The 14,942-nt window shown below is 38.9% G+C and carries 16 protein-coding genes and 1 other annotated feature (1 of these 17 cut by a window edge); of the genes, 1 reads left to right on the forward strand and 15 read right to left on the reverse strand.

The window, feature by feature from the left end; translation table 11 throughout:
• Positions 1-119, reverse strand: a binding site (T-box leader); it reaches 90 nt to the left of the window's first position.
• A gap of 46 nt (positions 120-165) precedes the next feature.
• From AC6UD4_RS05685 to AC6UD4_RS05700, 4 genes are read right to left on the reverse strand one after another with little or no spacing between them, the layout of a single operon-like run.
• The gene (locus AC6UD4_RS05685) at positions 166-915 is read right to left on the reverse strand and encodes a sulfite exporter TauE/SafE family protein (RefSeq protein ID WP_500694326.1); all 750 of its coding nucleotides are present in this window, start codon (positions 913-915) and stop codon (positions 166-168) included.
• Positions 916-938: 23 nt separating this feature from the next.
• Positions 939-1,685 (reverse strand): sulfite exporter TauE/SafE family protein, encoded by a 747-nt coding sequence (locus tag AC6UD4_RS05690; protein ID WP_500694325.1) that lies wholly within the window; start codon positions 1,683-1,685, stop codon positions 939-941.
• 25 nt (positions 1,686-1,710) lie between these two features.
• Entirely contained in the window at positions 1,711-2,463 is a 753-nt protein-coding gene (locus AC6UD4_RS05695) for a sulfite exporter TauE/SafE family protein (RefSeq protein ID WP_500694324.1), read from the reverse strand.
• Positions 2,464-2,501: 38 nt separating this feature from the next.
• Positions 2,502-3,029 carry a GNAT family N-acetyltransferase gene (locus AC6UD4_RS05700; RefSeq protein ID WP_500694420.1) on the reverse strand — a complete coding sequence of 176 codons (528 nt, stop codon included), beginning with the start codon at positions 3,027-3,029 and terminating at the stop codon, positions 2,502-2,504.
• 157 nt (positions 3,030-3,186) lie between these two features.
• On the opposite strand from AC6UD4_RS05700, the gene AC6UD4_RS05705 reads away from it, so the two are divergent.
• Positions 3,187-4,068, forward strand: coding sequence for a 3-hydroxyacyl-CoA dehydrogenase (locus AC6UD4_RS05705; RefSeq protein ID WP_500694323.1), 882 nt, complete (start codon positions 3,187-3,189; stop codon positions 4,066-4,068).
• Positions 4,069-4,127: 59 nt separating this feature from the next.
• On the opposite strand, the gene AC6UD4_RS05710 is transcribed toward AC6UD4_RS05705, so the two are convergent.
• The 11 genes from AC6UD4_RS05710 to AC6UD4_RS05760 form a co-directional block, all read right to left on the reverse strand.
• Complete coding sequence (locus tag AC6UD4_RS05710; RefSeq protein ID WP_500694322.1) at positions 4,128-5,468, reverse strand: dihydrolipoyl dehydrogenase family protein; 1,341 nt, start codon at positions 5,466-5,468, stop codon at positions 4,128-4,130.
• 81 nt (positions 5,469-5,549) lie between these two features.
• Positions 5,550-6,152 carry a cation efflux transmembrane domain-containing protein gene (locus AC6UD4_RS05715; protein ID WP_500694321.1) on the reverse strand — a complete coding sequence of 201 codons (603 nt, stop codon included), beginning with the start codon at positions 6,150-6,152 and terminating at the stop codon, positions 5,550-5,552.
• A complete protein-coding gene (locus AC6UD4_RS05720; RefSeq protein WP_500694320.1) occupies positions 6,142-6,462 on the reverse strand; it encodes an ArsR/SmtB family transcription factor in 321 nt (106 codons plus the stop codon). The genes AC6UD4_RS05715 and AC6UD4_RS05720 overlap by 11 nt, the downstream gene beginning before the upstream one ends.
• 87 nt (positions 6,463-6,549) lie before the next feature.
• Entirely contained in the window at positions 6,550-6,798 is a 249-nt protein-coding gene (locus AC6UD4_RS05725; RefSeq protein ID WP_500694319.1) for a hypothetical protein, read from the reverse strand.
• Between the two features lie 50 nt (positions 6,799-6,848).
• Entirely contained in the window at positions 6,849-7,676 is an 828-nt protein-coding gene (locus AC6UD4_RS05730; protein WP_500694318.1) for an HAD-IIB family hydrolase, read from the reverse strand.
• A 95-nt stretch (positions 7,677-7,771) separates the two neighbouring features.
• The gene (locus AC6UD4_RS05735; RefSeq protein ID WP_500694317.1) at positions 7,772-8,815 is read right to left on the reverse strand and encodes a lactonase family protein; all 1,044 of its coding nucleotides are present in this window, start codon (positions 8,813-8,815) and stop codon (positions 7,772-7,774) included.
• A 102-nt stretch (positions 8,816-8,917) separates the two neighbouring features.
• Positions 8,918-9,232: a hypothetical protein gene (locus AC6UD4_RS05740; protein WP_500694316.1), complete on the reverse strand. Its 315-nt coding sequence runs from the start codon at positions 9,230-9,232 to the stop codon at positions 8,918-8,920.
• Between the two features lie 56 nt (positions 9,233-9,288).
• Positions 9,289-10,434: an ABC transporter ATP-binding protein gene (locus tag AC6UD4_RS05745; RefSeq protein ID WP_500694315.1), complete on the reverse strand. Its 1,146-nt coding sequence runs from the start codon at positions 10,432-10,434 to the stop codon at positions 9,289-9,291.
• A 145-nt stretch (positions 10,435-10,579) separates the two neighbouring features.
• Complete coding sequence (glmS, locus tag AC6UD4_RS05750; RefSeq protein ID WP_500694314.1) at positions 10,580-12,397, reverse strand: glutamine--fructose-6-phosphate transaminase (isomerizing); 1,818 nt, start codon at positions 12,395-12,397, stop codon at positions 10,580-10,582.
• 201 nt (positions 12,398-12,598) lie between these two features.
• On the reverse strand, positions 12,599-13,951 hold the full coding sequence (glmM, locus tag AC6UD4_RS05755; RefSeq protein WP_500694313.1) for a phosphoglucosamine mutase: 1,353 nt from the start codon (positions 13,949-13,951) through the stop codon (positions 12,599-12,601).
• 17 nt (positions 13,952-13,968) lie between these two features.
• A complete protein-coding gene (locus AC6UD4_RS05760) occupies positions 13,969-14,940 on the reverse strand; it encodes a CdaR family protein (protein ID WP_500694312.1) in 972 nt (323 codons plus the stop codon).
• Positions 14,941-14,942: the final 2 nt, after the last annotated feature.

A 14,942-nucleotide genomic window follows, 5' to 3' on the forward strand; every position in this document is an offset into this window, starting at 1 on the left:
TACTTCGTTCAAGCTTTAAAACTCAAGGTGTTTTTCCTATTAACTCTTTATCGAACTCTCACCAACTTCGACTCGCTATAAAAGAAATTAATGGTACTCGTCCTCTTTATTGTCATATCTTATTTGATTTAAAAATACCATAATCATAGGCTGGTTGCAACAGGATTAGTAAGTTTTAATTCCTAAATAAATGGCCAATAAAATTGCCAAGATTCCGACCCCGTACTTCATGATATTGGATGGGATGAGACGTACGATGGCTGGTCCAATGTATCCGCCAATAACCAATCCAATCGTTAGCGTAATCAGAACTGGCCAGTTAATCTGAATTGTAAAAATAAAGATCAAAGCCGAGATCCAATTCATCACTAGTGACATCACATTTCGAATGGCATTATCCACGGCATATGACTCATTTAAGGCTCGCATTAAAATCGCCATGATCAAAATTCCACCACCAGCACCAAAATAACCTAAGTACATTCCAACCAACGTCAGTGCAATGGCGGTAATGGTCTTACCCCATAATCCCAAATGGGTTTTCATTAACTGCTTTTGACTCTTCGGTAGCATGATCAAAATCCCAGACAACATGATGACAACTGGTGCGATATCCGCAAAGCTCTTGTTGGAACTATGAAGAAGGATTAAAGAACCAAGTGCGGATCCGATTCCGGCAAAAATAACCACTTTTAAAATGGTTTTACCTTGACCCTTTAATTCTCTTTGAGATGAAGCCACTGCGCTCATATTACTAAACGCAAAACCAACGATGTTAGTCACACTGGAAACGATTGGTGATAGGCCGACAGCCAACATTGCTGGATATGAAACAACACTAGCGAGTCCCACGGCGGTTCCCATAATTCCACTTAAAATCCCAGCAACAATCAATAAGAAATACTTTAAAATCAAACTTCCACTTTCTCCTTGTTTTACTAATAAGTCTTAATTCCCAAACAAATCGCTAATACAATGGCACCGATCCCAACTCCGTACTTCATAACATTGGATGGAATATGACGTACGACTGACGGTCCAATGTATCCACCAACTAGTAACCCAATCGTAATGGCAATTAAAGCCACCCAATTGATTGGCATCGTAAACATAAATATGATGGCCGAGATCCAGTTCAAAATTAACGAAACAAAGTTTCGAATTGCATTACAAACGGCATAGGGTTGATTGACGGCTCGAAGTAAAATCGCAATCAACATGACTCCCCCACCAGCACCAAAATAACCTAAATACATCCCCACAAAAAGAAGTGCAATGGCCGTAATTATTTTCCCCCACACGGTCATATGCGTCTCAGATAATTGTTTTTGACTCTTTGGCAGCAACATCAAAATTCCCGAAATCATAATGATGATTGGAGCAACGTTTTCAAAACTTTTATTTGAACTATTAAGGAGGATAAGTGACCCAATAATGGTCCCAATCCCAGCACAAATGGTGACCTTAAAGATGACCTTGCTTTGTCCTTTAAGTTCTTTTTGGGACGCTAAAATGGCACTTGAATCACTAAAGGCAAAGCCAACCGTGTTGGTGACGTTTGCAACGATCGGTGCAAATCCTGCCAGAAGCATCGCTGGATAAGCAACTAAACTGGCCAGTCCAACCGTACTTTCAAGCACCCCGCTAACAACTCCCGCCACTACTAAAAAAATTAAATTCCACATAATATTTTCCCTACATTCATCTTTTTTAAAAATATGCCTGATATGCTAAGAAGGCAGCCAGGATAATCGCACCAATCGCAACCGTGTACTTCATTACAGCTGATGGAATCACTCTGACAATAATGGGACCAATGTACCCACCAATAAACAGTCCAATGGCAAGTACCACTAAAGCACTCCAACTAATTGGTGTCGTAAAAATAAAGATGGCAGCTGATACTGCGTTCATGGTTAAAGTCGTCACGTTTCGGACCGCATTGCAAATGGCGTATGGTGCATCGATAATTCGAATCAAAATGGCAGCCATTAACACTCCGCCGCCGGCACCGAAGTAGCCAACGTAAATCCCGACAATCACAATTGCAATCGCGGCAATTGCACTCGCTGTTTTTGAAATGCTTTCAGAAGCAAACGTTGACTGCCGCTTTGGAATTAACATTAATACCCCAGACAGTAGGATGACAAAGGGAGCTACATCTTGAAAGCTCTTATTGGAACTATGTAACAGGATAATTGATCCAATAACCGCACCAATGACCGCAAATAGCATAACGTGGAGAGTGACTGAACCCTGTCCCTTAAGTTCTCGTCTCGATGACAAGACCGCACTTGTTCCGCTAAAAATAATTCCCACCGTAATCGTGACGTTTGCCATAATTGGTGGTAATCCAACAAACAAAAGTGCCGGATAAAGAATCACACTTGCCATGCCAACGACACTACTCAACGTTCCGGCAATGATGCTAGCAATTAAAAGAAAAATGCCATTAAATAACAACGAAAGAACCAACTTTCCCAATTAAGATTATTAACTACTTACTTAATGTTACCACTAATTGGCTTTTCCATTATCAAATCACGCTGAGCACTCTTGCCAAGTTGAAATACATGATCCCCTACCGGCTTAAATCCCATTTTTTGATAAAACTTCAGTCCAGCATTATTATGTTCCCACACACCAAGCCAAACCTTTCCTTTCCCTTTTTTCTGCGCCTCATTAACAGCCAAATCAATCAATTCGGTTCCTAGACCGTGACGTTTAAATTCTTTTTTCAAATAAATTCGTTCTACTTCTAAGAGATGCGGACCCATTTCTTCAGATTGAGCATCATCAACGTTTAACTTTAGATAACCAGCTAACTTTCCATCAACGTAGGCAAAATAAAATTGAGAATTAGGATCAGAAATTTCATTCTTTAATTTTTCCGGATCGTAAGCATTATCCAAGTATTGATTTAAATTTTCAGGTTTATTTTCGGTTCCAAACGTCTCGGCAAACGTTTCCCGACTAATGGCTCGTAAAGCACTAATATCATCAATCGTTACCCTTCTAATCTCACTCATCATTTTGAACCTCCATTAACAATTTAGTTAATATTTTAACTAATTTACTCTGGCTTGCAACCATTGTCATTTATAACAGATAAAGAAGGTTGCTTAAGCGCTTTCACTAGCATAGAATAGAAGTGGATAATAAGTAAATATATAGGAGGAAATCACCATGACATTCAATAACGTTGTCATTGTCGGTGGAGGCACCTTAGGCTCACAAATTGCTTTCATGTCGGCTTTCCACGGAAAAAACACTACTATTTGGGGCCGTTCAGACGGCTCACTCGATCGTGCTAAGGCGCGAGTAGCTCGTTGGGAAAAAGCAGTAAAAAAAGACATTGGAGCTACCGATGAACAGGTCAAGAACGCAGAGGAACATCTCCATTACACCACTGATTTAAAGGCCGCCCTTAAGGGTGCTGACTTAGTTATCGAGGCTCTTTCTGAGGATCCAGATGTTAAAAATGACTTTTACAAAAAGTTCAACGATTTAGCTGATCCAGATACTGTTATCGTTACTAACACTTCGACTTTACTACCATCACAGTTTGCTGATGCTACTGGTCGTCCTGACAAGTATTTGGGTTACCACTTCGCTAACTCAATTTGGAAAAACAATACCGCTGAAATCATGTCACAATCTAAAACTAATAAGGATCTTCCAAAAGAGATGGAACAGTTTTCACGTGAAATTGGAATGGTTCCAATCCTAGTTAACAAGGAACAACCTGGTTACCTATTGAACTCACTGTTAGTACCATTTCTATCAGATGCTTTAGTCCTCTGGAACAATGGCGTTTCTGATCCTGAAACGATCGATAAGGCATGGATGATTGGAACTGGTGCACCACTTGGTCCTTTCGCTATTATGGACATTATTGGGATGAAAACCATGTATGATATCACTAAGATGTCAACTAACCCAGAAGTTAAAAAGGCTTCCGAAAAATTCAAAGATATGATTGACCAAGGTAACATTGGTCTTGAATCCGGTAAGGGCTTTTACACTTATCCAGATCCTGATTTCAGAAAACCGGAATTTCTTAAATAGAATTAGATACAAAAAAAGTTCGCCATTTGGCGAACTTTTTATTTTATAGATTTTTAATTTTATAGATGATTCAAAGTCTCAGAACCAAGTGTTGGGAACAATGGGATCAATTCGCTCATCTTTTCTGGTGAGATGTGATACTCAACAAATGGTGCCAAAGTACTAATAACGTTATCAGCTTCAGAACTGATTTCAGTAGCACCTACTAGGTAACCTTGTTTGTCGGTGATTGAAATGGTCTTACCTTTGTTCTCTTGCATTGCAAATCTGAACCAATCAGTGGCAAGGTCTGATTCTTTAACATCATACTTATCAGGGTTGGCCTTAGCTTCGTCAACACTAACACCGATCTCAGCAATTCGTGGTGATGAGAAAACTGCACTTGGAACAGCTGGATACTTAATTGGATCAGTAGTAGCACCAGTAAATAACTTGGTAAGGTACATTGACTCAAAAATAGCGGTTGGAGTTAACTTACCAACTTGTTTGTCAAGAACATCGCCAGCAGCGTAAATGCTGTCAACTGAAGTTTGAAGATGATCATCAACTTTGATTCCATTCTTATCGTAATCAACGCCAACTTCTTTAAGACCGAATCCTTCAACGTTTGGATCACGGCCAGTTGCATCAAGAACCCAATCAGAGTCAATGTCGTCTTTGTTAGTCTTGACTACAAAGCCATCACCTGATTTTTCGATTGATTGAGGATCAACGTTTCGAATGATTTGAACTCCTTGAGATTCAAGATCTTTAAGTAATGATTCAACAAATGGTTGATAGAACTTCCTTAAGGCCTTGTCATGGTGCAATAGGATGGTAACCTTAGTTCCAGCATTTGCTGCGATTGTAGCAAATTCGATGGCAATGTATCCACCACCGATAACGGTCATGTGTTCTGGTTGTTTTTCTAAGTTCAAGAAATCAGTTCCATCGTATGCCAAGTCAGCACCGGGAATATCAATCTTGTGATAATGAGCTCCAGTTGCTACAACAAGTTTATCAGCAGTGTACTTGGTACCGTCAACGTCGATGGTGTGCGCATCAACGATCTTTCCATACCCATGGATCACATCGATGCCAACACTCTTTAGACCCTGTTCGATTCCACCAGGTAATTGACTGATGACTTCTTTTTCATGCTTAACGTTATCGGCCCAATTGATCTTAGTAGTTCCATCTAAGCCGTGTCCTTGGAAGTTATCAACGTCTTTTTTCATCTTAACTGGGAAGTCTAAAGCAATCTTAGCGTTACATCCACGGTTAGGACAAGTTCCACCAATCTTGCCAACTTCAATAATGCCAGCTTTTTTACCCTTTAGGGCCAATGGAATAGCACCGTTAAAAGCACCATGTCCACTTCCTAAATACAATACATCAAATTGATAATTGTTTTCACTCATACTTAACACCTCACCTTTTAGTTTTGTACAACTAAACTTCATACAATTATTATTATAGTTCTATAATTGCACTTGTCAAGATTAGCTCTCCACAAGACATTCTAATGCCTCCTTACCAATAAGGAAAACAATTAGAATTGCTGCTGCTGAATCGATCCACCAAATATGGAAAAAATAATTAAGCAAAACTCCGATAAGCACCGTCCCAGCAAGATAAGCACAAGTAACACTACACATGACATCCTGAATTAAAGCGTTAGAACCAATTACTTTCCCAATCCAATACTTAGCATAGGCGATCATTGGCATGATAATAAGAGACAAAATAGAAATGATGATCCCCATCAGACTGCCATCAGCACCTTCATGCTGAAACAAATTATATCCAGAAGTAACTAGAATATAGACACACAGAAGGAGCAAAATGATGCTAACGATCTTCGTGGCAACCTTATCCACTCGATTAATGTCAATTTTTGAACTCCCTTTAAACTCAATTTCCAAACGAAATAGTAAAACAAATCCAGCAATAATCTCCATCAAACTATCAAGACCAAACGCAATTAATACAATTGAGTGGGCATCGATCCCGGCCTTTAAGCCAACCGAAAATTCTACTATCATCCAAGCAATCGCAACCAACTCAACTATGATTCCATATCCAACCACGTTTTTAGTTTCCATGTTTGACACCCCTTACCACATGATCCGAATGAGCTAGTCCTTCATTTACAATGTCCATAATATGAGGATCATCCAGGCGATAATAATTTGACTTGCCCTTCCGTTCGCTACTTACCAATTGATGCTTTTTAAGCATTGCCAATTGATGAGAAGTAGCTGATTGTTCAAGCCCAAGTTCCTCACTAATCTCACCAACGTTGAGTAAGTGATTTTCTAACAACACTAACATTTGAATCCGAACCGGATTACTCAAAATTTTAAATAACTCATGAGCTTCTTCTAATTTTTTGGGATTAATCTTAGAATCCATGATTTTCTCCTTATATATGTAATTTATTTCATATGAATACATTATCATATGTATCCTAATAAAAAAAGCCACAACGGCTAATTCATTTTAATCCTTGATTCCATGACTTTTAAAAACAATCTGATTAATAGCGTGATCAATGTCACCAAAGTCAGAAAAAGCCTGGTTAATTGCATCGTTAATCGTAACTTCATCTGAAATCTTAGCTAATGCATCTTTTACGATTGAACGTTTCAACTCAATCTTGTACATCTCAACATCAGGAGTACTTGGATATTTTTCAAAGTACTTATCCAAACGTCCTTCAACAATGTTATTTAATTCTTCGTTATTCATTTTTAATCGCCTCACGTATATTTGTACTGTCATTACCTTACTAAATGAAACTACTGATTATCTAAAATGGTATCAATTGTCCTTAGAACCCCATCATCGTTATTATCAAACTCAGTAACGTGACCAGCGGCGTCCTTTGCCTCCCGAATGCCATTCTTCATAGCATAACTATTCGGGGTTAAATCCAACATTCCTAAATCATTCTCATTATCCCCAAATGTGACAACCTCTTCAGGATTGGCATCATATTTTTTCATCAAATAGCGCACGCCAGTTGCTTTGTCAACCCCCTTTACACCAATTAGGTCGGTATTAAAGCCAGAGTTTAAACTCTTAAGATTATCTGGAAGCATCTGTCGCATTTCATGAACTTTTCGCATCACGTTTGCACCTTGCTTAAACGTCACACCAACTTTTACTAATTGATCATCAGTGTTCTCACTTGTGATGTTAGCCAAATCATTCAAACGGACCGTATTACTATAGTATTGTTTCATTAACTGATACATTTTTTCGGGTAGCCTTTTATCTACATAAGTATGCTTAAGCCCAGATACGTTAACCCCGACAATGTCAGGGCCAAAATCATCATAAAGCATCTTTAGTGTCTGTTTAATCTGATCATCATTCAGCGATTCGGCATGAACTAAATCATTCCCACGATAAATTACTGAACCATTTTGAGAAATAAAATCCATTTGGTCCCGATAATCAATAAACAGGCTTTGTAATTTATCATTCGGTCCGCCACTAGCTACGGCAAAATTAACGTTTTGGTGTTTCATCTTTTGAAACGTTTTTAAAAACTTAATCTCATCATATCGATTAGCTTCATTTAAAAAGGTTTTGTTCATATCTGTCACAATTAATTTAATCAAAATCTCCACCCCACCTGTCTAAATTAATTATATCAATTTGTTAAGGGAATGAAAAAAGTTAACGCTATAAAAGCATTAACTTTTAATTAAATTAACTATTTTCGAGGAGCAACACAAGTTCCCTCTGGTACCGCAAAATCCTTTTGAATGACAGACAACTTACCATTCTCATGATTTCGCTCGTACAAGGTTGCGTTATTAGTGTTTTGATTTACAGCAATTAGGAAGGATTGATCTGAATTAAAGTTAAAATCACGTGGGAATTCCCCTTCAGTTGAAATTACTTGAATTCGCTCTAAGTCACCATCATCTAGGACCTTAAAAACAGCAATCGAATCATTGCCACGATTAGAAACATACACAAACTTCTCATCGTTAGTTATTCGAATTGCAGCTCCACCATTGGCATCTTTGTAGTCATTGGGAATAGTTTTAACAACCTGTTGGACGGTAAAGATGCCAGCTTCTTCATTATAATCAAGAACTGCAATCTTACTACTTAGTTCACCAATTAAGTAAGCCTTTCCCGTCGATTCAGCAAAAGCAATGTGTCTTGGACCAAATCCAGGTGACAACTGAATCTCACTAACAGGAGTAATCTCACCCGCGTCAGAAACATCATACAAATAAACTCGATCCAATCCCAGGTCACAAATCACTAAGCGATCATCAGGAGTTAGATCGGCATAGTGTGGATGAGGACCACTTTGTTGTTCTGGTAGTGGACCGGTCATTCCATCGTCATGGATTCGCTGTGATTCTTTGACAGTCCCGTCACTTTCAATGTGATACGCAATGACATTACCAGTATGATAATTTGCTGTATAGACCATCTGGCGTCCTTCGTCTACAGTAATGTAGGCTGGTGAGGGACCCACTTCAATGTCTTCTTGCATTAATTTAGCTGGCATGGTACTGCCATCAAAAACAGCAATCCCACCACGTGTTTCCGCTTCATCTTGATTACGATCAATCGCATAGATTTTATGATCACTAGATTCCACAACGTAAGTTGGACAACTAATTTGCGCAATTAACTGAGCATTTTCCAGCTGTTTTTTGTCTTTGTCTAATTCAATTTGATAAACGCCCTTACTAGTTTTTTGGGTATAAGTTCCAATTAAAAATTTTTCAGTCATCATCAACACCTCCAAATATTATTCATACTCATTATGCCATATTTGGTGGTTGGTGATAACAAATATTAATGATTTAATTCACAAAATGATTAGCCAATTGATTTAACCAATATGGTTCTCTTTTAAAATCATCTGGACTTCATGATCCATTGCTGGAGTTCGTTTCCACTCCTCAAAGTGGTCAAAGTTTTCCTTTGGCATCACATAATTCTGGTTAATATAATTCTCGTAATTAATGACATGAACGGAGTGAGGAATGTTTAGTTGAAGGATTCGAACCTGTTTAATCATTTTTCGTTCTGCAGCAAGCTCAGCTCGTCCGTTCTGCACCATGTTGCTGATTTCAAGGTACTTAGAACCATCTAATCGCGTAATTTCCTCAATCAATGTAAATGTCTCATGACTCTTCATTGCCATCTAAATCTCCTCCTAAATAAAAATGCTATTATTCACTTTGAATAATAGCAAAATTTTTATCGTTGTCCCCAGGCATGTTTCTCAAGTTGTTTGTATTCATGCTTAGTGACCATTACTGATTTACCATTCTTCTTCTGGTACCTCATCTTCTTACTTGGGTGAATGATATAACTTGGATGTCTAACAACTGCCATCGTTGGATGACCAGATACATTTACCAAGCAAAAGAAAATCATGGCAAAGAAAACCGCCCACGTCATAATCTTAGTGGTCAACGGCATCTTTTCTTGAATAACTTCACTATAGAACCGCTTATGGATGGTTCGTGCTGGATTAGGATCATTCGGGTGATCCTCAGCATACTCATTAGTAATTTCCTTTTGATACTTATCAATATCAAAATTCTTCTGAATGGTCTTTTCTTTTTTCTGGAACTGTTTTTTCTCTTTTTTGCTTAACGATTTAAACCACTTGATGAACTTCTGATATTCGGAGACGACTTCTTCCATCGGACCAATTTTCCGTAGCTTCCCGTAGTTAATCCAAGCAACTCGGTCACACAACAAACGCACCTGTTTTAGTGAATGAGATACAAAGATAATGGTCTTACCTTCTTCTTTGAATTCATCAATCTTATCAACACATTTTTGGTAGAAGGTATCGTCACCAACGGATAAGGCTTCATCAATAATCAAAATGTCTGGCTTAATGTGAACGGCAATGGCAAAGCCAAGTCGTGACCTCATACCACTAGAATAGTCTTTTACTGGTTGGTCAACAAAATCCCCAATATCCGCGAAAGCAATGATGTCGTCCATCATATCGTCAATTTGGCGGTTTGTAAGTCCCTGCATCAATGACTTCATTCGGATGTTTTCACGGCCAGTTAAATTCTTTCTCAAGCCAGCGTTAATCGCAACAATCGAAGTATCTCCGCGCACGTCAACTTGGCCGGTCGTTTGCGGAATAATGCCAGAAATAATGTTAGAAATGGTCGACTTTCCCGAACCATTTACACCAATGATTCCCAATGCTTCACCAGGCTGAACGGTAAATGAAATTCCCATCAAAGACCAAAAATGTGGGGTTTTATTTTTCCTTGATAATGAGAAAAACGACTTTAATTTGTCAGATTGAGTCTTGAACATGTCATACTCTTTGGTGACATCTTGTACTTTAATTTTATAATTTTTTTCAGTCATGGTTTACTTCCTAAATTCAAAATTACAACTGACACGATAATAAAATAATACGAGAAAATTACTAAAATGTAAAGAAAGCTCAGTACTCAACGATGCTTCAACAACATAATAAAAGAGCTACCAAGAATGGTAGCTCTTAAAAACATTATTCAACTGTAACACTTTTAGCAAGATTTCTTGGACGATCAACGTTCAATCCCTTGTTCAAACTAGTGTAATAAGCAATTAGTTGAGCTGGAATGACACTAAGCAGCGGCGTTAACAACTCATCAACGTCCGGGATCACAAACGTATCACCATCTTGAGCTAGACTTTGTCGCACGATCGTCAAAGCACTGGCACCACGAGCTGCAGTTTCTTCTAGATTACTACGAGTTAATCCAGCGGTCTTCTTTTGGGTGATAATACCAATCACTGGAGTGCCCTTTTCAATCAATGCAATTGTTCCGTGCTTAAGTTCACCAGAAGCAAAGCCTTCCGCATGGACATAAGAAATTTCTTTTAACTTCAACGCTGCTTCAAGGGAAACAGTGTAATCAACCCCACGGCCGATGTAAAAGGCCTGTTTAGCATCAACGAAATATTTCTTAGCAATTTCATCAATCTTATCTTTTTCTTCAACAATTGACTGCATCCCAGTCGCAACCAAACCCAATTGTCGTGCTAAATCAAAATCTTTTGCGACCTGACGATTACCCCGCATACCAACGGCCTTTGCCAAAATAGCTTGGATTGCAATTTGAGCAGTATATGCTTTAGTTGAAGCAACTGAAATTTCTGGACCAGCATTAAGCAACATCGTGTAAGTTGCTTCGCGCGACAATGTCGAATTAGCAACATTAGTAATGGTTAAACTAGGAAAATGATGCTTGTTAACGTTCACTAAAACTTCCCGACTGTCAGCGGTCTCCCCACTTTGAGTCAAAAAGATAAAGAATGGCTTCTTAGAAAGCAATGGATCTTCGTAAGCAAACTCGGATGAGACGTGCACTTCAGTTGGAATTCCAGTGTACTTCTCCATCAAATCTTTACCGACTAATCCAGCATGATAACTGGTACCAGCACCCACGATATAGATTCGATCTGAATCAAGGATGGTATCCATTACGCCACAACCAACGTTCATGTTTCCGTCTGCATCAAAGTACTCTTTAACTAATTTTCTCATGACATTGGGTTGTTCATCAATCTCTTTAAGCATGTAGTAAGGATAAGTCCCCTTATCAGACGCACTTGGATCAATGGTTACCTTGAACTGATGACGCTCTACTGGCTTACGGTTTTCATCAAGGATGGTTACCTTATCAGGCTTTACAATCGCAACGTCACCATCAACCACCTCAAGAAAAGTATCAGTAACGTCTAACATAGCAATTGAATCAGAACATACTACGTTGAAACCGTCACATAATCCAATCAACATGGGGCTTTTATTTTTGGCTGCATATAAAGTATCTGGATCTTCTTTATCCATTAAAATGAAAGCATATGAAGAATTCTTAAGGAGTGAAAGCATCTTAATGAAGGCATCCTTTGTACTCATTTTGTCTTCAGTCACAAACTTATCAACCAATTGAACCGCCACTTCGGTATCAGTTTGACTATGAAACTTAACGTCTGATAAGTATTCTTTCTTCAATTGTTCATAGTTTTCGATCACACCATTGTGAACCAGATAGAAACGATTGTCATCTGAGAATTGAGGATGAGCATTTTCAATGTTCACTCCACCATGAGTGGCCCAACGAGTGTGCCCAATTCCGGCAGTTCCCTGAACCTCTGGTCCAATTTTTTTCTTTAAATCGTCGATACTTCCAGTTGTTTTCACTAAATAATCTTTGTGGTCTTTTCCTTCCACAAAGATTCCGGCTGAATCATATCCTCGATATTGTAATTTTTCTAATCCATTAACTAAAATGGATGTCGCATTCTTATTGCCTGTAACTCCAACGATTCCGCACATGGGAATGACCTCTCTTTAAAATTGGTATAGATGTATTTAAATTTTATTTATATACTTAACATCTTTGATAATAATGGTTTCACAAGTGTTTGTCAAATATAAGTTAGAATTGGTATAGCACCGATGAACGAAATTTAATAAAAATTTAAGCATAATAAAAGAGTTAACAAACGTTAACTCTTTTATTAATTCGTGATTGCTTTATTCAATTCCCATGTCGTCTCTAACAACGTCGGCAATTTTGTTCGCATACTTATCACTTTCTTTTTGAGTCGGAGCTTCCACCATAACTCTTAGCAGCGGCTCAGTCCCACTTGGTCGAACCAAGACACGACCATTCCCATTCATTTCATCTTCAACATCATCAATGGCCTTTTTAACATTGTCATGATCCATCGCGTGCTTTTTGTCAGAAACCTTCACGTTAACAAGACTTTGAGGATATTTTTTCACTTCGTCTGCTAATTCGGAAAGCGGTTTACCGGTTTCTTTCATAATATGCATTAATTGCAGACTGGTTAGCATCCCATCGCCAGTGGTATTAAAATCCAAAAACACAATGTGACCGGACTGTTCGCCACCTAGATTGTAACCATTGGCTTTCATTGATTCAACCACGTATCGGTCCCCAACTTTAGTTTTCACACTATTTAAGCCGTTGGCTTCCATGGCTTTGTACATTCCGAGGTTACTCATCACTGTCGTAACAATGGTGTCATGCTTTAATCGACCATTAGCATCCATATACTTACCACAGATGTACATAATCTTATCACCATCAACGATGTTTCCCTTTTCATCGACAGCAATGCACCGATCACCATCACCATCAAAGGCAATTCCTAACTGGGAACCATTTTCAACAACCATTTTTTGCAACTGTTCTGGGTGAGTGGAACCGACGTTATCATTAATGTTTAGTCCATTAGGTGAGGTCGCCATTGTTTTAAAGTCAAGGCCAAGGTCAGCGTAAAGGCGGGGAACCAAGTTGCTGGTAGCCCCATTTGCGGCATCAACTGACACCTTAATCCCACTTAATTCATCTGGAATCGTTTGGGACAGAAAGTGAAGATACTTTTGCGATGCTTCGGTGTACTCTGCTGAAGTGCCTAATCCCTTTGCTGAGGGACGTGGTAAGTCATCAGTATCACTTTCAAGAATCTTCTCGATGTCAGCCTCGATGTCATCGGACAATTTATATCCGTCACCGCCAAAGAATTTAATTCCATTGAACTCAGCGGGATTATGTGAAGCCGTAATCATAACTCCGGCATCAGCACTTTGATCTCTAACCAAGTATGCTACTCCGGGGGTAGTGACAACTCCGAGTTGAACCACCTCAATTCCAACGGACAACATTCCAGCTACCAAAGCATCTTCCAACATCTGTCCAGAAATTCGTGTATCTCTTGATACCAAGACACGTGGCTGATGATCTTGAACACTGTGCTTAGTCAGAGCATAACCACCTGCACGACCAGCCCGAAAGGCCAATTCTGGGGTTAAGTCTTTATTCGCAACTCCTCTAATTCCATCTGTTCCAAAATATTTCATATATAGTCCTCACTTTATTACTTATTCTTTGCGTTAATCTGTACTTTAACCGTTTCCGGATCCAAGCCACTTACTTTGGAGTTACCCGCATCAAGTGAAACCGTCTTAGTATTATCACCAGACATGTTTTCGACATCAACGTCGGCATTAACCGAATTAATCCCATCAATCGTGTCTTTATCACCTAACAATAACACATCAGATGGATCACACTTAACGTCATAGGTCTTACTAGCCTGCTTATTAACTAAATTAACCTTGACTGGTACCCTCTTATTATCACCTGCTGAAACCGGTAAATCAACCGAACTTGTTGATGGGGTAATAATAACGTTGATGGTCTTTCCTTTTTTGTCTAAAGCCTCAATCACCGCATCCTGTTTTATATCACGCTTGGTGTTAGGCTTCAAGTTAGTTTTAGCAACTACTGAATCAATTCGATTAATTTGATCACTCGGTCCAGTCACTTTTGCAGAACTGACGTCTAACGACGGCTTTCCGGCCTTATAACCAGAAGCAATGTTTTTCTTGTCGTAGACAGCTTTTACGGGGAACTTAACGGTCCGACGTGGTTGAATGTTAACTTTAATGCGAGCAGGTTTAATCTTACTCTTAATGTCAGAATTTAGACCCTGCTGTTGTAATTTAACGATGTGTTCTCCGGGCCCCAAATTACTAAGGTTAGCATACACCTTAAAGTTCTGGGTATTAGCGGTTGTAGTGACTAACGCCGACGGCCCTGACAACTGGACGTTAACTTTTTCTGGATAGCCAATTACAAAATACTTGTCTGAGTTTACGTTGAGCTGTAATGGAACTGACAGTGTCTTGGTTTTATTAGCTGCCATCTGGGTGCTTTTAGTCGAATTACTGGTACTGTTAGTGAGACCCATATCATTTTTGCCATCATGAACATAGAAAAACAGTGCAATTGTAAAGACTAGTGCCAAGATAGCATAGAATAATTTACTCCGAAAAGATTTTTTCATGG

It is taken from the genome of Fructilactobacillus sp. X3R5C2 (assembly GCF_059901175.1).